The organism is Kribbella sp. NPDC055110 (genome assembly GCF_053607525.1).
Genome location: NZ_JBSGTS010000007.1, coordinates 38,595 through 55,881, shown reverse-complemented (window position 1 = coordinate 55,881; position 17,287 = coordinate 38,595). Strand labels below are relative to the sequence as shown.

The following is a 17,287-nucleotide window of genomic DNA, read 5'->3' as shown; positions in this document are numbered from 1 at the left end:
ATGAGTACGCCGGAAGGACCACGCCGGGTCCGCGTCACCAGCCCGCGAACCAGCGCAGCCCGGCGTCCGATCATGCCCACCGGTACGCGCGAGATCGACGAGCAGACCCGCCTCGGCCAGGTCTACATGCAGTCGCTGATCCAGTCCCAGCTACGGCTCACGCTGGCCGTCATCGGCAGTGTGGTGCTCGTGCTCGGCAGCATCCCCCTGCTGTTCTGGCTGGTCCCTCCGACCCGCACGCTGTCCGTACTGGGCCTGCCACTGCCCTGGGTGATCCTCGGCATCCTGGTGTACCCGGTGGTGTACGTCGCCGCGCGCATCTACGTCCGCAACGCCGAGCGGATCGAGACAGAGTTCACCGAGTTCGTAGGGCGGCAATAGCGTGTCGCCGGCGCTCAGCCTGACTGCTATCGGTTTGGTGGTCTTGGCAACGATCGGGATCGGGCTGTTCGGTCTGCGGATCTCGCGGACCACCAGTGACTTCTACGTCGCCAGCCGCGCGGTGACCCCACGCTGGAACGCGTCGGCGATCAGCGGTGAGTACCTGTCCGCAGCGTCGTTCCTCGGCGTCGCCGGACTCGTACTGGTGAACGGCGCCGACATGCTGTGGTTCTCGGTCGGCTACACCGTCGGCTACCTGATGCTGCTGGTCCTGGTCGCCGCTCCCCTGCGCCGGTCGGGTGCGTACACGCTGCCCGACTTCGCCGAGACCCGCTTCGAGTCCCCCGTCGTACGACGGATCTGCGCCGGCCTCGTCGTCGGTATCGGGACGCTCTACCTGCTACCGCAACTGCACGGCGCCGGCCTCGCCGTCCAGACCGTCACAGGCGCACCGCCGCAGGTGGGCGCGATGATCGTCGCGGTGATCGTGGTGATCAACGTGGCCGCGGGCGGGATGCGGTCGATCACGTTCGTGCAGGCCTTCCAGTACTGGCTCAAGCTGACCGCGCTGGCGACGCCGATCTTCGTCATCCTGCTCGTCTGGCACCAGCCCGTCGGCGTCCTCGACTCGCTGCACGGAGCAGCCGCGGAATGGGCCGAGCCGCTGTCCCGCGCGGGCGGTCGCGACCACCCGTTGTACGCGACCTATTCGTTGCTCTTGGCCCTTTGTTTCGGGACGATGGGGCTGCCGCACGTCCTGGTCCGCTTCTACACGAACCCCGACGGCCGCGCGGCCCGGCGTACCACGGTCGTCGTCCTGGCACTGCTCGGGTTGTTCTACCTCTTCCCACCGATGTACGCCGTACTCGGGCGGACGTTCGCGCCCGACCTGGTGAGCACGGGCGGGGACACCGTCGTACTCGAGCTGCCTGGCCGAGTTTTCCCTGGTACTACAGGGGATCTGCTCGGTGCATTGGTCGCGGCGGGGGCGTTCGCGGCGTTCCTGTCGACGTCGTCGGGGCTGACCGTCGCGATCGCCGGGGTGATCGACCAGGACCTTTTGCGGAGCCGATTGCACCGGTGGACCGGTGGTGACTACGTGGCGGTGAACAGCTTCCGGATCGCAGCGTTGATCGCGATGATCGTGCCGTACCTGGCGTTCACGGTGACCGGCGCGCTGAGCCTCGCCGACACCGTCGGACTCGCGTTCGCGGTGGCCGCGTCGACGTTCTGTCCCCTGCTGGTGCTGGGGATCTGGTGGCGGCGGATGTCGACGACCGGCGCCGCGGCCGGCCTGGTCGTCGGCGGGATCGCGGCCAGTGCAGCAGCGCTCGTGAACGTGTCCGGCGCACCGCAGGGCGGCTGGCCCCGGGCGCTCGTCGGCCAGCCCGCCGCATGGACGATGCCACTCGCGTTCCTCACCGTCATCGTGGTCTCCAAGCTCACCCCGGACCGCATCCCGGCCGGCACCGCCCGCAGCATGGTCCGGCTGCACACCCCGGAAGCGGTCGATGTGGATCGCGGACCTGCGCCACTCACCAACCGCTCGACGAGCGCCGCGCGACACGCACGTCACGCCTAGCGGGCATCGCGAGCCGCTGGTTGGTGAGTGCTGGGCGTCCGCCGTTCGTCGCGCGATTCCTACCGTTCACCGCACTTGAGTGATCCACCGAGCGACTGGTGTGCTCCGCTGAGCGACCGGTGCGCGCCGGTGCTGTCGGGAGTGCCGTGACCCAGGCCACAGTACGAGCCAGCAACCTCGCCGGCTTCAATCCGCCCGGCTCGATCCCTCTTTGGAGGTCTCGCGATGAGTGATACGCGCGATGGCGACCTGACGACGTACCGGGAGGTCCAGTTGTCACCGGACTTCTCCGAGCTGCGTCGCCGGTTCCGGCGCTTCGTGTTCCCGATGACCGCGCTGTTCCTGGTCTGGTACTTCGTCTACGTCCTGCTCGCCGACTACGCGCACGGGTTCATGTCGCACAAGGTCGGCGGCAACATCACCGTCGCCCTGCTGTTCGGCCTCGGCCAGTTCGTGTCGACGTTCGCGATCACGCTGACCTACGTCCGCTGGGCCGACCGCCGGCTCGACCCCGATGCCGCGAAGCTGCGCCACCAGATCGAGGGAGAACCGCAGTGACCGCCCCGCTGATGTTGCCACTGGCAACGGACATCGGAAACCCGACCGTCAACATCATCATCTTCGCGCTGTTCGTGGTCGCCACCCTGGCGATCGTGTTCCGGGCCTCCCGCAACAACAAGACGGCGGCCGACTTCTACGCCGGCGGCCGGTCGTTCACCGGCCCGCAGAACGGCATCGCGATCTCCGGCGACTACCTGTCCGCCGCGTCGTTCCTGGGGATCGCCGGCGCGATCGCGGTGAACGGTTACGACGGCTTCCTGTACTCGATCGGCTTCCTGGTCGCGTGGCTAGTTGCATTGCTACTAGTTGCCGAGCTCCTACGGAACACCGGCCGCTTCACGATGGCCGACGTACTGTCGTTCCGGCTCAAGCAGCGGCCGGTCCGGATGGCGGCCGCGATCTCGACCCTCGGCGTCTGCTTCTTCTACCTGCTGGCGCAGATGGCAGGCGCCGGGGGTCTCGTCGCCCTGCTGCTCGGGGTGAGTCACCGGGCCGGGCAGAGCATCGTGATCGCGGTGGTCGGCATCCTGATGATCACCTACGTGCTCGTCGGCGGCATGAAGGGCACCACCTGGGTGCAGATCGTCAAGGCCGTGCTGCTGGTCATCGGCGCCGGAATCATGACGATCTGGGTGCTGGCGAAGTACACCTTCAACCTGTCCGGACTGCTCGGTGCAGCCGTCGACAAGAGCCCGGCGGCCGGCGAGAAGCTGCTCAGCCCGGGCCTGCAGTACGGCGTCACCGGTGTCACCAAGCTGGACTTCATCTCGCTCGCGCTCGCCCTGGTGCTCGGCACCGCCGGCCTGCCGCACGTGCTGATGCGGTTCTACACGGTGCCGGACTCCAAGGAGGCGCGGCGCAGCGTCAGCTGGGCGATCTGGATCATCGGCATCTTCTACCTGTTCACGCTGGTCCTCGGGTACGGCGCTGCCGCGATCGTCGGACCGGACCGCATCAAGGCCGCACCCGGCAAGGCCAACTCGGCCGCACCGCTGCTCGCCTTCGAACTCGGCGGCGAGGTGCTGCTCGGGGTGATCTCGGCGGTCGCGTTCGCGACGATCCTGGCCGTGGTGGCGGGTCTGACCATCACCGCGAGTACGTCGTTCGCGCACGACATCTACGGCCAGATCATCAAGAAGGGCCAGATCAGCGGCGACGGCGAGGTCCGGGTGGCGCGGTACACCGCGGTCGTGATCGGCATCGTCGCGATCATCGGCGGCATCTTCGCGAACGGGCAGAACATCGCGTTCCTGGTCGCGCTCGCGTTCGCGGTCGCGGCGAGTGCGAACCTGCCGACGATCCTTTATTCGCTGTTCTGGCGGCGCTTCAACACCCGCGGCGCCCTGTGGAGCATCTACGGCGGTCTGGCCTCGACGATCATCCTGATCGTCTTCAGCCCGGTCGTCTCCGGCAAAGTGGACGCCAAGACGCACAAGAGCCTGTCGATGATCACCGACACCGGGATCGACTTCCACCTGTTCCCGCTGGACAACCCCGGCATCGTCTCGATCCCGCTGGCGTTCCTGCTCGGCTGGCTCGGCACGATCACCAGCAAGGAGCAGGTCGACATCGACCGCTTCGCCGAAATGGAGGTCCGCTCCCTGACCGGCGCCGGCGCCGAGAAGGCGGTGAAGCACTAGACCTGTCAGGCAGGCCCTGCTGAATCGACGCGGTCCTGCCTGGCAGCCCCACCCCCGCCCCCCGAGACGGGCCCGGCACCCTCCCGCCGGGTCCGTCTCGCACGTCCACCCGACCTTTCCGGAACAAATCAGTCACCTGGTGCCAGAAATGTTCCGGAAAGGCTCAGTGGAATGTGAGGGTGGGCCAGAGTTTGTAGAACGCTTCGCGGGAGATGTTGCCGCGGGCTTCTTCCACTGCGTGGAGGCGGCCGTAGGTGAAGGGGTTGCCGCCTTCGGCGTAGACCTCCAGGGCCAGGTGGTGGAGGAGGTCGCGGGAGACGACCGAGTCCTGGTGTTCGCCGAGGATTTCCTGGACCTGTTCGGCGCGGGCGGCCAGCTCGACGGCGTCGTCGGACAGGATGGGTACGGCGGACTCCGCGGCGTACCGCAGTCGCTTGGACGACTTTCGTACTTCGTGCAGCTCGTGGTCCTGTTCCGCCACAGTCTCGGCCTGCTGCGAACGGCGTACCGCCTTGTGCATCCGCCGGTAGTCGTGGTCGAGGAGTTCGCCGAGCTGCTTGCTCGCCTTCCGGTCGTCCCCGGTCACGGGCGGCTTCGCGACCAGTTCGTCGAGCGCATCGAGCAGCTGGAAGTACCGCGCACTCTCCAACGCGGCCAGCGCCCCCGCGCGCCCGTCCTTGTAGACCCGCCGCAGATGATCGTCGATCCGCCCCGCGACGCGCCCGATCACGAGCTCGACCGGCTGCTCCGCGACCTCGGCCGCGAAGTGTTCGCGCTGCACCTCCGCGTCCCGAGCGGCACCGAGCTCACCGGCCAGCCACTTCAGCTCGGCCCGCAACACGTCGCCGGCCGCGCGATCGATCACCGGACGGTACGTCGCCAGCGCCGACCTCAGCCGCCGTGTCGCGACCCGGAACTTGTGGATCGCGTCCGGGACGTCCCGGCGCACCTCGGGGTCCCGTTCGTGGATCGCCCGCACCTGCGCGCCGGCGTACGCGCGGAACACGTCCGACGTCCGCGGCTTCTTCGGCAAGGCCCATTCGTCGTACGCCGGAACGCGATCGCCGAGCGCCCGCGCGAGCTTGCTCGGACCGCTCGCCGGACGGGCGCCCGCGGCCCGCAGCAACTCATCCGCGTCCTCGAGCAGCAGGCGCTCGCCGTCGACCAGCTCGACCTCCCACTCCCGCCAGGTCTCCGGCTCGCCGCCCGCGACCGTCGCGGTCACGTGGTCGTCGGCGAGCTCCGCGAGGACACCGCCGTCCGCGTCGAGCAACCGATGGACGATACGCCGGGTCTGCAGTGTCACGACCGGTGCCAACTGCTGGTCGCGGACATGCACGCGGACCGTCCGGACGACGGCGATCGGCACGTTGCGCACCGACCGGCCGAGCGGATGGTGGACCTCGAGCCGTCCACCGGACGATGCCGGGAACTTCACGTGCCACCCGTCGTCCTCGCCACCGGTCCGTCGGCGAAGCGTCACCTTGTGAGCGGCCAGGTCGAGGCCAGCGGTGTCGTAGTACACCGCCTCCAGATCGAGTTCGACCGGCTGCGCGACACTCGCGACCCCGGGCAGCTCGTGCAGCGCCGGCAGAGCCAGGCTCGCGTCGACGTCGTACTTCGTCTCGATCTCGAGCTGCTCAGTCGGGGGCATACCTATTGTTTACCAGGCGTTCATGAACTGGGCCCGGGACCGCACCCCTGCGCCCTCAGATCTGCGACCAGCCGTTGCAGATCGCGGTCGGTGCAGCCGCCGATCGTCGGCCGGATCTGCCGACGCCGGTTGCGATCGAGGGCCCAGCAGATCAATCCGATCAGGACGAGGAAGGCGATCATGTCCTACCCACTCCTTTGAAGAACGTGTAGTGGAAGGTGCCGCCGGCCGCGGCGGACTTCTCGAGGTCGCGGATGCCCGCGGTCCACTCGGCCTCGGTCCGCAGCCCGGCGGCGATCGCGCGGTCGCAGACGGACTCGACCATCGCGATGAAGGTCTTGCGGGTGAAGCCGTCGACGAGATGCGGGAGGCTCTGGTCCGCGTACACGGTGCGCGGTCCGATCTGTACGTCGTCGTACCCGGCCTGCTCGAGCAACGGCTGGAGCCGCCGCCCGATCAGCGAGTCACCGCCCGCAGCAGCCTGCAGGTCGACGAGGCAGTCGATGACGGCTTGGGCCTGCGCGCTGCGGGGGTGAAAGAAGGCGGACTCATGGTCGCCCTCGATCACGGTGATGGTGCCGCCGGGGTTGAGGAGCTCCCGGAGTCCGGTGAGCGCGGCAACAGGGTCGGGCAGATGCTCGAGGACGAAGCAGACGAAGACGTGGTCGAACTTCTCAGGCGAGTCGGCCAGGTCGTGGAGGTCCGCGTGCCGCCAGTCCACCGTCGCGTCCGGCGCGTGGTCGGCGACCCGGGACTTGGCCTGGGCGAGCGACGCTTCGGAGATGTCGATCGAGAGCAGGTCGATGCCGGGGCTTCGCGTGACCAGTTGGACCGTCTGTGCTCCGACCCCGCAGCCGGCCTCCAGCACGCGGCTGCCGGGTGGGTACGTGGTGCCGCCGTGCAGCAGGTCGGCGAGCGTGCCGGCCTGGTCGGACAGCCGGTGGGTCTCCGCCGGGGTGTAGCCGTGGACGTAGTCGGTTCCCATACATCCAAGGTCGCGCCACAATGGTCCTGTGAACAGGTCCAATCCGGCAATAAGTGGCAGGTCCAATGGCGGAGCGGACTTCCTCCAGCTCGACCCGGCCGAAGCGCCCGCCGGCGGTCTCGCGGACTGGCTCACCGACCGCCTCCGGACGGCGATCTCGACCGGTCACCTCCCGGTCGGCACCCGCCTCCCCGCGACCCGCACCCTCGCGACCGACCTGGGCCTGTCCCGCGGCGTGGTCACCGAGTCGTACCAGCGACTCACCGAGGACGGCCACGTCTCCACCCACGGCCGCCGCGGAACCATCGTCGTCGCCGCGGCGATCAGCGCGAACCGAACGACAGGACGTAGTCATCTACGCATACGTCCCCGCCCGCCTGGCGCGCCTCCAGAAGAGGAGAAACCGGCGACTACCTCCTGTCGTTATGCAAACCTGGGTGACGAGATCTTCGACAATCTGCGGGCGGCCCCGGCGCGGATCGATCTGACACCGGGCGTGCCGGACTTGGCGGCGTTTCCGCGGAGCGCCTGGCTGCGCGCGGAGCGTGCGGTGCTCGGAGACCTGGAGTCGGTGGAGTTCGGGTACGGCGATCCCGCGGGTACGCCGACGTTGCGACGCGCGGTCGCGGCGTGGCTGGCGCAGTACCGAGGGATCGCCGCGGACCCGGACGACCTGATCATCGTGGCCGGCGTGGCTCAGGCGATCGGACTCGTGGCTCAGATGCTCGAGCGGCACGGCATCCACGAGATCGCGGTCGAGGACCCCGGCTCGCTCGGCTCCCGTCAGCACCTGCAGAACTGGGGCATGCGGACCCCGCCGATCCCCGTCGACGATCGCGGGCTGCAGGTCGACGTACTGCGGGATTCCGGCGTGAGCGCGGTGATGGTGACACCGGCGCACCACTTCCCGACCGGCGTCGTACTGGACGGCGAACGTCGTCGCGAGCTGATCCAGTGGGCGACGGACGGCGGACTGATCATCGAGGACGACTACGACGCCGAGCACCGGTACGACCGACCTCCTGTCCCGGCGCTTCGCTCGATGCTGCCCGACCAGGTCATCTACGCCGGCAGCATTTCCAAGCTGCTCGCCCCCGCGCTGCGGATCGGCTGGATGCTCGCGCCCCCGCAGTACAAGGAAGAACTGATCGCCCGTAAGCGTCTCGCGGACCTCGGCAACGCGGGCCTCCCGCAGCTCACTCTCGCCGCTCTGATGGAGTCCGGCGAACTCGAGCGCCAACTCCGCTTCCTCCGCCGCCGCCACCGCATCCGCCGCGACGCGATGGTCACCGCGATCCGCAACCATTTGCCCACCGCAACCATCCACGGCGCCGCCGCCGGCCTGCACCTCACCATCACCTTCGAAGACGGAGACGACACCGAACTGGCCGCAGCCGCCCTCGAAGCCGGCGTCAAAACTCACCCGCTCTCCTGGCACTGCCAACTCCCGCACGCTCCCGGCCTAGTCCTCGGCTACGCCGCCCGCACCCCCACCGAAATCACCGAGGCCATCACCACGATCGCGAAGGTCGGCTGATCGGACTCCACCAGTTCGCCCGCCCGGCAAGCTTCATGAACGCGGGCAACAGGATGCCCCGGATCGCCGTCGCGTCCACGAGCACCGCGACGGCCATCCCGATCCCGATCATCTTCAGGTACACGACCCCGCCGGTCGCATAGACCGCGAACGACAGCGCCAGTACGGCGGCCGCGCTCGTGACCAAAGGCGCCGATCGCTGCAGCCCGGTCGCCACCGCCTGCTCGGTGTCCCCGGTCCGCAAGTACTCCTCCCGGATCCGCGACACGATGAACACCTCGTAATCCATCGACAGTCCGTACACGATGCAGAACATGAGGGTCGGCATACTCGCCTCCAGTACCCCGGTCGCGGTGAAGCCGAGTGGCCCGGACAGGTTGCCGTGCTGGAACACCCACACCACGACGCCGAACATCACCGAGAGGCTGAGCAGGTTCAGCACGGTCGCCTTCAACGGCAGCAGCACACTGCCGGTCGCGACGTACAGGACGAGCACGCTGAGCAGCAGGATCAACCCGAGCACCAGCGGGATCCGTTCGGTGAGCGCCGCACGCCAGTCCGACATCTCGGCCGGCGAACCACCGATCATCGCCGGGTACGGCGCCTCGGCCGCGCGGACCTGTTCGACGAGGTGCCCGACGTTGCCCTGGAGCACCTCGTCGGTCGGGATGACAGTCAGGTACGCCCCGCCGTTGCGGACGTAGGTGTCGACCTGCGCCACCCCGTCCAGTTGCCCAAGGGTCTTCGCGTACGGCGCCAGTCGCGCCGGATCGGTGATCTCGGGCATCACGACGTACAGGGCATCGGACTCCTCCTGGCCGAAGTTCTCGCGCACCTGGTCCGCCATGATCCGGCTGCTCGCGTCCGCGGGGAGGATCCGCGCGTCCGGCAGGCCCAGGCGCAGGCCCAAGGCGGGTGCCGAGAGCACCAAGGTCAGCGCGAGGACGGCGCCGCCGATGAGTGCCGGGCGGCGCATCACCGCGGTCGCGAGCGCTGCCCAGCGGCCCGAGCCGGAGCCGGTCACCGCGGGACGAACCGCTCGGCACCATCGTCACGACCCCCGCCACCCACCGCGAACGGTGGATCACGGAACTCAATCAGGCCCTGGTCGGCTACATAACCCCACTCGAACCGAGCTAGAACCTGTTTGCGCGCGGTCACCCTGACACCTGCGACCAGATCGCAGGTAGCGCGTCTCAGCGGGTGTAGCGCGGGGCGATCGCGAGCGCGAACTGGGTCATCAGGTCCGGGTTGAGCTTGCGGGCCGGGAGCGGGACCAGGTCGACGATCTTGTCGTCGCCGACGCGGATCGTCGTACGGCCGGTGGCGGTGTCGACGTACCCCTCGTCACCGAGCGGGATCGACTGCGAGGTGGCGGCCTTGCGGATCGGGGCCATCAGCGCCTTGGCGTCTGCCTCTCGGCGCACTGACGTCGAGAGCGCACTCGTCGAGGTCACCCAGCCGCAGACCAGGTCGCCGGCGAGAGTCTCACCGTCGCGCCGGGCCATCGCCGGTGCACCCAGCACCTTCTCGGCCGCCGCCGTGGCGCGGTCACAGTCCGAGCGCGTGATCAGCCGATCGGCGTCCGGCTGGCCGGGAGCCTGCCGGACGACCTCCTGACCGAGCGCGACGTACTTCGCGAGGGTCGCCTTCGGTCCGGACAACTTGTACAGCTTGCCGCCCAGCAGGAACACCAGGAACGTACTCGTGCCGTACCCGCCCTGGCCGATCTTGGCAGGCAGAGCAGGCTCGCGTGGATGCGCGTTGTACGCCTTCTGAGTCGCAGCCAACGTCGCCGGCGTGGCCGGGAGCACCGAGACCCCGACCCGCAGCACCGGTCCGTTCGGGCTGGTGCTGAGCGTGAACTGACAGACGTCGTACGTCGGGATGTCGATCTCGGCCGGTGGCGCCTTGGGCTGGATGTTCGCGACCGGCACCGCGAGCGCGGTCTGCACCAAGGTGGCGTCCATCCGCACGCACACGGTGTCGGCGACCTTGGACGTCTCGGACGGTGTCACCGAAGGCGTCGCAGAAGGGGTTTCCGAGGTCGGCGGCGTACCGGTCGACACCAGCGGCGGCACGTTCGGCGCCTTCTCGTCCGCGGGACCACCACAGCCCGCGAGCAGTACGACGGTCAGCGCGGAGGCGGTTACTACCGGGCGGATACGCATGATGACAGGCACCTTAACCCGCAGACCGGAGCTCCCTTTCGCGGACCGCGTGTTCGTCGGTACGGGCGTCGTACTGCCAGAACTCGCGCAGCCAGACGGACGTGGCGACCACGCCGGCGACGCAGAGCACGCCACCGCTGACGATCGCGGTCCGCACCGTGGTGAGGTCGGCGACGAGCCCGGAGCGGGCCTGTCCGCCGAGCGGGCCGAGCGAGTAGCCGAGCATCTCGATCCCGGCCAGCCGGCCGCGCATCTCGTCGGGGATCGTCTGGTTCCAGATCACCGAGCGGAACAGCACCGACACCATGTCGGCCGCGCCGGCCACCGCGAAGAACGCGATCGCGAACCAGATGTTCGGCGCCAGCCCGGCGATCCCGACCGCGGCGCCCCAGCCGATCGTGGCCAGCACCACCGCCCGGCCCTGGTGGTGGACGTGTTTCGCCCAGCCGCTGGTCAGGCTGGCGCACATCGCCCCGATCGCCTCCGCGCTGTACAGCAGGCCGAGCAGCTTCGGTTCCTTGAGGATGTCCGTCGCGAACGCCGGGAACAGCACGATCGGCATCGCGAGGAACATCCCGACCATGTCGACCAGGTACGTCGCCAACAGGTCCTTGCGCCGGAACGCGTAGACGATTCCGCCGCCGATCGCCCGCAGACTCGGCGCCGTGGACTGCTCGCCGGCGCGGTACGAACCGAGCCGGGCGTAGAGCAGCGTCGCGAACACGATGCCGGCCAGCTCGACCGAGAACGCCCAGGTCACGCCGACCGACCCGACCAGCACACCGCCCACGGCCGGACCGGCGAGCTGACCGATCTGCGAGGTCAGCGAGCTCAACGCGACTGCGGCCGGGATCTCGTCGTGCTTCACCACCCGCGGAAGGAGCGCTTCCCGCGAAGGCCGCTGCAGCGACGTGGCAACCGCGTTCAGCGCGCCGCAGACGTAGATCAGCCAGACCTGCGGATGCGGGAGCAGCGTGTTCGCGACCATCATCGCGGAGATCACGACCTGCGCGAGGCCGGTGGCGACGAGCAGTGTACGGCGTTCGACGTGGTCGGCGAGCGCACCGCCGTACAGGCCGAACACGACCAGCGGGACGATCGTCACCAGGCCCATCGCGCCGACCGCGAAGTTCGATCCGGTGAGCTGGTAGAGCTTGTACGGCAGGGCGACGTACCCGACCATGCCGCCGAGGAAGAACACCGACCCGGCGACCAGCAGGATGCGGAAGTCGCGGGAACCACGCCACGGAGTCAGATCGACGCGCAACCGGGCCAGCTGCGCGCTCAGACTTGCTGCCACCGAGCCATACTGACGGGTCCGACCGGCCCCGACGAACCTGTTTCAGATCAGGGGCAGCAGGGCGGAGAGGTCGGTGCGTTCGCCGCTGGCGCGGAGTTTGCCGGTCATGCGCGCGTCGGGCCAGGTGGTGCGGCCGAGCGCCACGTCGATCCACAGGTCCGGCGGCATCTCGATGACCGCGCCCGGCGTACCGCGGGTATGTCGCGGGCCTTCGATGCACTGCACCGCGCCGTACGGCGGGACCCGTACCTCCACCGCGTGGCCGGGGGCTTTCGCGACCAGGCGTTGCAACAGTTCCTTGGTGAGCAGTTTCAGGTCGGCGCGTTCCGCCGTACCGTCGTCGTAGCGTTGCAAGGCCTGCCGGAACGCGGGGTCGGACATCTCCACGACGTGCCAGCGTACGCGGCAGTTTGCGGTGACGCCCCTCTCGTCAGCGATAATCAGGCGGGAGAGAGGGAAGCGAGGTCGGGATGCTCACGCCCAGGCACCAGGCGCTGCTGATGACGCTGGCGGGAATGACCGTCGGCGTCGCCGTGTTCGGCACGGTCGTCGCAGTGAACGGCGGCAATCCGTTCACCGCCCATGACACGCCGGTGGGGATCGTGAGTCCGTCGCCGTCCAGCACCCCGAGCCGCGGCGACGGGTTGCAGGCCGACGGGCTGCAGTACGTCGTACAGAACTTCGGCACCGACGGCGACCCGGTGTCGTCCGAGGTCCCGAGCGGGTGGAAGAGCGCCCAGAGCGGCACCCGCCCGAAATTCGTCGACTCGACCGGCGTCTGGCAGATCCGGTTCGACACGCGCGGCAGCAAGCAGACCCCGGACCAGCTGGTCGCGAACCGTGAGCGCAGCATCGACGAGCGCGACCTGAAGGTGCTCAGCCGCGACAACGGCACGCTGATCTACACGTACGTCGACAAGGCCCGCGGTCCCCGGATGGGTCTGTCGCGCTGGGTCTCGCTCGACAGCGGCAAGACGTCAGCGGTCGAGATCACCGTCGGCGGCCGCCCGCAGGACGAGGCCGGACTGCGCGCCGTCCTCCAGCAGGCCACCGACACGCTGAAGCTCCCGGTCAACCCGGGCGACACCCGCCCCAACTAGCACTTGATGTCGGCAGCCGGTGTGTTGCCCTGCACGAGGTAGCTCTCCACGACGTTCTTCACGCACGCGTTGCCCGACAGGTACGCCGTGTGGCCGTCGCCGTCCCGGGTGACGAGGATGCCGTTCTCGAGCTGGTGCGCCAGGCCGACCGCCCACTCGTACGGCGTGGCCGGGTCGCGCGTCGTACCGAGAACCATGATCGGCTTCGAACCGGCCGCCTTGATCGCGTGCGGCTTGTCCGTCGGCTTCACCGGCCAGTTGACGCAGGACGCCGACGACCAGGCGAGGAACTCGCCGAACCGCGGTGACGCCGCCTTGAACTCCGGCACCTCCGCCTGGATCTGCGCGATCGAGGTGGCGTCCGGCCGGTCGGAACAGTTGACCGCGATCTGGACCTCGTTCGCGTTGTCGGAGTACCCGGACGGCTTGCGGTCGGTGTACTCGTCGGCCATCGCGAGCAGCCGGGAGCCGTTCCCGGCGAGCCCGTCGACGACGGCGTCCTCGAGGCGCGGCCAGAACTCCTTCAGGTACAGCGGGTAGACCAGGCCGAGGATGACCAGGGCCTGCGTGACCTCGCGCTGCCCGTCGCCCGACAGCGGGTGCGCGTCGCTGTTCTTGATCAGCTGGTCGACCTTGGCCAGTACTTCGTTCTTGCTGCTGCCGAGCTTGCAGGAGCGCTGCGCACAGTCCTCCGCGAACGCATCCAGCGCCTTGTCGAACCCCTTCGCCTGCGCCATCCCCATCTCCTGGGACGAGATCGACGGGTCGACGGCGCCGTCCAGCACCAGGCGGCCGACGTTCTTCGGGAACAGCTCGGCGTACGTCGCACCGAGGAAGGTGCCGTACGACATCCCCAGGTAGTACAGCTGCGGGTCCCCGACGATGCCACGCAGTACGTCGATGTCGCGGGCGGCGTCCTTGGTGTTCACATGCGGCAGGAGCTCGCCGGAGCGCTGCTTGCAGCCGGCCGCGAAGACCTTGGACTGCTTCTCGATGTCGGCGATCTCGGCGGGAGTGTCCGGGCTCCCGTCCGCGGCGATCATCGCGTCCAGCTGCGCGGTGTCCAGGCACTTCACCGGAGTGGATTCGCCGACACCGCGCGGGTCCCAGCCGATGATGTCGAACTTCCGCAGCAGCGACGACCCGAACAGCATCGGCGCCTGCGCGGCGAAGTCCTGCCCGGAGGCGCCGGGGCCGCCCGGGTTGATGAACAGCGTGCCGATCCGACCGCCGCTATCCTTGGCGAGCACCTTCCGGGCGCGCAGCTCAATGGTCTGACCGGTCGGCTTGGCGTAGTCGAGCGGGACCTCGATGGTCGCGCATTGCTGGCTGGTGCCGCAGCTCTCCCAGTCCGGCTGCTGCTGGTAGAATTTCTCCAGCCCCGCCGGGATCGGGCCCACCGGTCCGCTCGGCGGGTTGCTGCCGACGCCGGGCGCCGTACCGCTGCCGGCGTCCTGCGCACGACTCGCTACCCCACATCCGCTCGCGAGCACCGCCAGAGTTGCCACCAGTACGGTCGACCTGCGGAATCTCACTGCGCGGTTTCTCCCTCGTCGTCGTGGTGCAGGCGGCGCCGGCGGCGTGGTTTCCGCGCCCGCCGCTCCGCACGGGCGGTCTGCTCAGCTTCCTCGGGTACGACGGCTTCCTCGGGTACGAAGGCCTGCTCGAGTACGACGGCCTGCTCGGGTACGACGGTCTGCTCCGGTACGGCACTCGTTTCCGGTACGACGGGTGCCGCGTCCGGGGTCGTCGTACCGGAGGCCTCGTACTGCTGCCGCGGCGAGCAGACGTCCGCCCGGCTGCACGCGCATCGCCGGCCACTCGCCGCCAGCCGAACGACGACGGTGTCGCTCGGCACGTTGTGCCCGACCACCACTCCATCACCCGCGGGGGTCTCCACCGCGGTCCCGAGCGCCGGAGCCTTCGCGTTGAACTCCTGGTACAGCGGGTGCTCGTACTTCAGGCAGCACATCAGCCGGCCGCACGCGCCGGAGATCTTCAACGGGTTCAGCGGCAGATCCTGGTCCTTCGCCATCCGCACGCTGACGGGCTCGAAGTCCTTCAGGAACGTCGCGCAGCACAGGTCCCGCCCGCACGGCCCGATACCGCCCTGCAGCCGCGCCTCGTCGCGGGCACCGACCTGCCGCAGCTCGATCCGCGCCCGCAGCGCCCGCGCAAGGTCCCGGACGAGCTCACGGAAATCGACCCGGTGCGGCGCCGAGAAGTACACGATCACCAACTGGTCGATGTCCGGGCGCCGGTCGACGAAATCGATCCCGACCACCTTCATCGGCAGGTCGTGCTCCCGGATCGTCCGCTTGGCGATCACCCGCGCGTCCGCCCGCCGCTGCCGGTTCTGCTCGTCCCGGTCCAGGTCCGTGGCGGTCGCGATCCCCGCGCACAACGGCAGCCCACCGACGTCCTCGGTCACATACTGAGGCGCCCAAACACACTCCGCCACCTCAGGCCCGTCGTCGGTAGGCACGAGCACCTTCTCCCCCACCCGAGGCCGAAACTCCCCCGGATCAAGGTAGTAAAGCCGCCCGTACCGCTCGAACGACACCGCCATCACCATGCCCACGCCGTCAGAGTACGGGGCGCTGGGCAGGAACGTGTACGGGCGTTGCACAGGAAGTGGTCGCGCTACCCAGGAAATAACCTGTCCACCACCCCCGGCGCGCCGGCTACGCCCCTACCGGTGGCTGTTCTTCACGCTGCCGGTGAGTTTGTTGTCGTCGGGGCCGAACGCTGCGCACACGACCCGGTGATCGCCGTCGTCCCATGCCCCCTTGCTGGGTGTCCACCAGTCCAGGTACAGCTCGGACTGGTCGCGCGACTTCCCGACATACGTGCCGAACACCGGAGCGCACGCACGGTCAGCCGCCTTGTTGATGGCGCTGTCACCCGGGTACGTCGTACCGGGAATCGTGACGATCCCGACGACCTCGGCGTCATGCGCGTCCGGACAGGGCTGCCGAACGACCTCGTCGTCTTGGCTGCCCTGGTCGAAGCATTCGCCGACGGACAGTTCGTCGACGTACGTGGTCGGGCCGGAGTTCGACACCACCGGATCCGGTCCGCTGTCGTTGTTGTCGGACGAACCGAGCGCGACCACGAGCACGATCAGCAGCGTGTAGCCGAGCGTCACCAGGGAGCCCATCACCAGTCCGGCGATCGCCATCCCCTTGCCCTCTTGCCGGCTGCGCTTGATCTGCACCAGCGCCGCAATCCCGAGCCCGATGGCCACCGGTGCAGACACCCCGATGACGAACCCGCCGAGCCCCGTGACGAGTGCCGCGGTCGCCAGCCCGTTCGTCCCACCGGAGCCGCTGTACCCGTAACCGCCGTACCCATATCCGTTCCCGTACGGCCCCGGCGCCTGCCCGTACGCCGACGGATACTGCCCCTGCCCGTATCCCTGCCCGTACGCCTGACCGCCCGGTGCCTGCCCGGACCCCGGCTGGCCGTACGGCGACTGCTGCGCCCCGTACGACGGCTGCCCAGGCGCAGCCCACGGCGCACCAGAACCCCCAGGCGCCTGCGGCTGCTCCGGCCGCCCGTACGACGGGAACACCCGCGTCGGATCGTGCGGCCGGTCCTGTGGCCGGTCGTGTGGTCGTTCCGGCTCCGGGCCGTACGGTGGCTGAGTCACGCTACCCCCACTGAATCCCCCGCGGGCATTACCGCTGTGATCCGCGCATCGTACCCGTCAGATGGGTCCCGGGCATGCCGACCAGGCACAGGACGTTGCCGTCAGCAACTGCGCGGTCCTCGAGTACGACGTAGTACATGTCCAGCTCGGACCGTTCGTACGGCGTCCCCACGAACTCGACGAACGCGCCGGCGCACTGCTGTGTCGCGACGGTCCCGGTCTGAGCGGTCGACAACCCGACCAACGCGGCCTGCACCTTCGCGTACGCCTCCCCGGTGTGCGCCGCGGCGCAGTTCGCGATCCGTACCAGCCGCAGCGTCGCGGCCTCCAGGTCCGCGTCGAAGCAGCGGCCAACCTCCACCTGCGAGATCGACACGGTTCGGCCGATCCCGCGCCGGTGCTCGCCGACCAGGTTGAGCGTGACCGCGACGCCGATCGCGATCACCCAGCACAGCGACACCGCCAAGGCGCCGTACGCGAGCCGTTTCCCGCTCCCGCCGGCCCGCTTGATCCGCCGCAGCGCCACCGCGGCCAGCACGACCGCGATCGGCACGAGCCCGGGCAGGCTGGTCGCGAACGCGGCGACGGCGTACCCGTTCTGCCGGCCCTTCGGCGTCGGGACGCCCTCCAACCAGGACTCAGCCGACGGCAGCGACGGCCGCACAGGCTGGATCGGGGAGGGCGGCTGGGTCATCTGGGTCCGTTTCGCGGGCAAGGTGAGGCT

General features: G+C 69.1%; 17 protein-coding genes. 6 read left to right on the top strand and 11 right to left on the bottom strand.

Annotated elements, in window-relative coordinates:
- From ACWF0M_RS13235 to ACWF0M_RS13220, 4 genes are all read left to right on the top strand, one after another.
- On the top strand, window positions 1–381 hold the full coding sequence (locus ACWF0M_RS13235) for a hypothetical protein (protein WP_452235882.1): 381 nt from the start codon (window positions 1–3) through the stop codon (window positions 379–381).
- A 37-nt stretch (window positions 382–418) separates the two neighbouring features.
- Window positions 419–1,963: a sodium/solute symporter gene (locus tag ACWF0M_RS13230; RefSeq protein WP_452235881.1), complete on the top strand. Its 1,545-nt coding sequence runs from the start codon at window positions 419–421 to the stop codon at window positions 1,961–1,963.
- Window positions 1,964–2,188: 225 nt separating this feature from the next.
- Window positions 2,189–2,521 carry a DUF485 domain-containing protein gene (locus tag ACWF0M_RS13225; RefSeq protein ID WP_452235880.1) on the top strand — a complete coding sequence of 111 codons (333 nt, stop codon included), beginning with the start codon at window positions 2,189–2,191 and terminating at the stop codon, window positions 2,519–2,521.
- Window positions 2,522–2,532: 11 nt separating this feature from the next.
- Entirely contained in the window at window positions 2,533–4,164 is a 1,632-nt protein-coding gene (locus ACWF0M_RS13220; protein ID WP_452236098.1) for a solute symporter family protein, read from the top strand.
- Window positions 4,165–4,327: 163 nt separating this feature from the next.
- On the opposite strand, the gene ACWF0M_RS13215 is transcribed toward ACWF0M_RS13220, so the two are convergent.
- From ACWF0M_RS13215 to ACWF0M_RS13205, 3 genes are read right to left on the bottom strand one after another with little or no spacing between them, the layout of a single operon-like run.
- Window positions 4,328–5,818, bottom strand: a complete 1,491-nt coding sequence (locus tag ACWF0M_RS13215) for a CYTH and CHAD domain-containing protein (protein WP_452235879.1) — start codon at window positions 5,816–5,818, stop codon at window positions 4,328–4,330.
- Between the two features lie 20 nt (window positions 5,819–5,838).
- A complete protein-coding gene (locus ACWF0M_RS13210) occupies window positions 5,839–6,000 on the bottom strand; it encodes a hypothetical protein (protein WP_452235878.1) in 162 nt (53 codons plus the stop codon).
- Window positions 5,997–6,803, bottom strand: a complete 807-nt coding sequence (locus ACWF0M_RS13205; RefSeq protein WP_452235877.1) for a methyltransferase — start codon at window positions 6,801–6,803, stop codon at window positions 5,997–5,999. Before ACWF0M_RS13205 ends, ACWF0M_RS13210 begins: the two co-directional genes overlap by 4 nt.
- 28 nt (window positions 6,804–6,831) lie before the next feature.
- Here ACWF0M_RS13205 and pdxR point away from each other — a divergent pair, with 28 nt between their 5' ends.
- A complete protein-coding gene (gene pdxR / locus ACWF0M_RS13200; protein ID WP_452235876.1) occupies window positions 6,832–8,340 on the top strand; it encodes a MocR-like pyridoxine biosynthesis transcription factor PdxR in 1,509 nt (502 codons plus the stop codon).
- Here the strand turns inward: pdxR and ACWF0M_RS13195 are convergent.
- The 4 genes from ACWF0M_RS13195 to ACWF0M_RS13180 all read right to left on the bottom strand — a co-directional run bounded on the left by ACWF0M_RS13195 (window position 8,315) and on the right by ACWF0M_RS13180 (window position 12,192).
- The gene (locus ACWF0M_RS13195) at window positions 8,315–9,364 is read right to left on the bottom strand and encodes an MMPL family transporter (protein WP_452235875.1); all 1,050 of its coding nucleotides are present in this window, start codon (window positions 9,362–9,364) and stop codon (window positions 8,315–8,317) included. The genes pdxR and ACWF0M_RS13195 overlap by 26 nt on opposite strands.
- Before the next feature lie 172 nt (window positions 9,365–9,536).
- Complete coding sequence (locus ACWF0M_RS13190; RefSeq protein ID WP_452235874.1) at window positions 9,537–10,511, bottom strand: hypothetical protein; 975 nt, start codon at window positions 10,509–10,511, stop codon at window positions 9,537–9,539.
- Between the two features lie 13 nt (window positions 10,512–10,524).
- A complete protein-coding gene (locus tag ACWF0M_RS13185; protein WP_452235873.1) occupies window positions 10,525–11,811 on the bottom strand; it encodes an MFS transporter in 1,287 nt (428 codons plus the stop codon).
- Window positions 11,812–11,853: 42 nt separating this feature from the next.
- A complete protein-coding gene (locus ACWF0M_RS13180) occupies window positions 11,854–12,192 on the bottom strand; it encodes a sterol carrier family protein (RefSeq protein WP_452236097.1) in 339 nt (112 codons plus the stop codon).
- A gap of 89 nt (window positions 12,193–12,281) precedes the next feature.
- Here ACWF0M_RS13180 and ACWF0M_RS13175 point away from each other — a divergent pair, with 89 nt between their 5' ends.
- Entirely contained in the window at window positions 12,282–12,911 is a 630-nt protein-coding gene (locus ACWF0M_RS13175; protein WP_452235872.1) for a hypothetical protein, read from the top strand.
- Here ACWF0M_RS13175 and ACWF0M_RS13170 read toward each other — a convergent pair.
- The 4 genes from ACWF0M_RS13170 to ACWF0M_RS13155 all read right to left on the bottom strand — a co-directional run bounded on the left by ACWF0M_RS13170 (window position 12,908) and on the right by ACWF0M_RS13155 (window position 17,257).
- Window positions 12,908–14,446 carry an alpha/beta hydrolase gene (locus tag ACWF0M_RS13170; RefSeq protein WP_452235871.1) on the bottom strand — a complete coding sequence of 513 codons (1,539 nt, stop codon included), beginning with the start codon at window positions 14,444–14,446 and terminating at the stop codon, window positions 12,908–12,910. The two genes, ACWF0M_RS13175 and ACWF0M_RS13170, sit on opposite strands and share 4 nt — an antisense overlap.
- Complete coding sequence (locus tag ACWF0M_RS13165) at window positions 14,443–15,486, bottom strand: PSP1 domain-containing protein (RefSeq protein WP_452236096.1); 1,044 nt, start codon at window positions 15,484–15,486, stop codon at window positions 14,443–14,445. The genes ACWF0M_RS13170 and ACWF0M_RS13165 overlap by 4 nt, the downstream gene beginning before the upstream one ends.
- A gap of 117 nt (window positions 15,487–15,603) precedes the next feature.
- Window positions 15,604–16,563 carry a DUF4190 domain-containing protein gene (locus tag ACWF0M_RS13160; RefSeq protein ID WP_452235870.1) on the bottom strand — a complete coding sequence of 320 codons (960 nt, stop codon included), beginning with the start codon at window positions 16,561–16,563 and terminating at the stop codon, window positions 15,604–15,606.
- Between the two features lie 28 nt (window positions 16,564–16,591).
- The gene (locus ACWF0M_RS13155; protein WP_452235869.1) at window positions 16,592–17,257 is read right to left on the bottom strand and encodes a DUF4190 domain-containing protein; all 666 of its coding nucleotides are present in this window, start codon (window positions 17,255–17,257) and stop codon (window positions 16,592–16,594) included.
- Window positions 17,258–17,287: the final 30 nt, after the last annotated feature.

Coding starts and splice junctions, on each gene's coding strand:
- ACWF0M_RS13235 (WP_452235882.1), top strand. CDS start 1: ATGAGTACGCCGGAAGGACCACGCCGGGTCCGCGTCACCAGCCCGCGA.
- ACWF0M_RS13155 (WP_452235869.1), bottom strand. CDS start 17,257: ATGACCCAGCCGCCCTCCCCGATCCAGCCTGTGCGGCCGTCGCTGCCG.
- ACWF0M_RS13190 (WP_452235874.1), bottom strand. CDS start 10,511: ATGCGTATCCGCCCGGTAGTAACCGCCTCCGCGCTGACCGTCGTACTG.
- ACWF0M_RS13205 (WP_452235877.1), bottom strand. CDS start 6,803: ATGGGAACCGACTACGTCCACGGCTACACCCCGGCGGAGACCCACCGG.
- ACWF0M_RS13175 (WP_452235872.1), top strand. CDS start 12,282: ATGCTCACGCCCAGGCACCAGGCGCTGCTGATGACGCTGGCGGGAATG.
- ACWF0M_RS13215 (WP_452235879.1), bottom strand. CDS start 5,818: ATGCCCCCGACTGAGCAGCTCGAGATCGAGACGAAGTACGACGTCGAC.
- ACWF0M_RS13220 (WP_452236098.1), top strand. CDS start 2,533: ATGTTGCCACTGGCAACGGACATCGGAAACCCGACCGTCAACATCATC.
- ACWF0M_RS13165 (WP_452236096.1), bottom strand. CDS start 15,486: ATGGTGATGGCGGTGTCGTTCGAGCGGTACGGGCGGCTTTACTACCTT.
- ACWF0M_RS13210 (WP_452235878.1), bottom strand. CDS start 6,000: ATGATCGCCTTCCTCGTCCTGATCGGATTGATCTGCTGGGCCCTCGAT.
- ACWF0M_RS13225 (WP_452235880.1), top strand. CDS start 2,189: ATGAGTGATACGCGCGATGGCGACCTGACGACGTACCGGGAGGTCCAG.
- ACWF0M_RS13180 (WP_452236097.1), bottom strand. CDS start 12,192: ATGTCCGACCCCGCGTTCCGGCAGGCCTTGCAACGCTACGACGACGGT.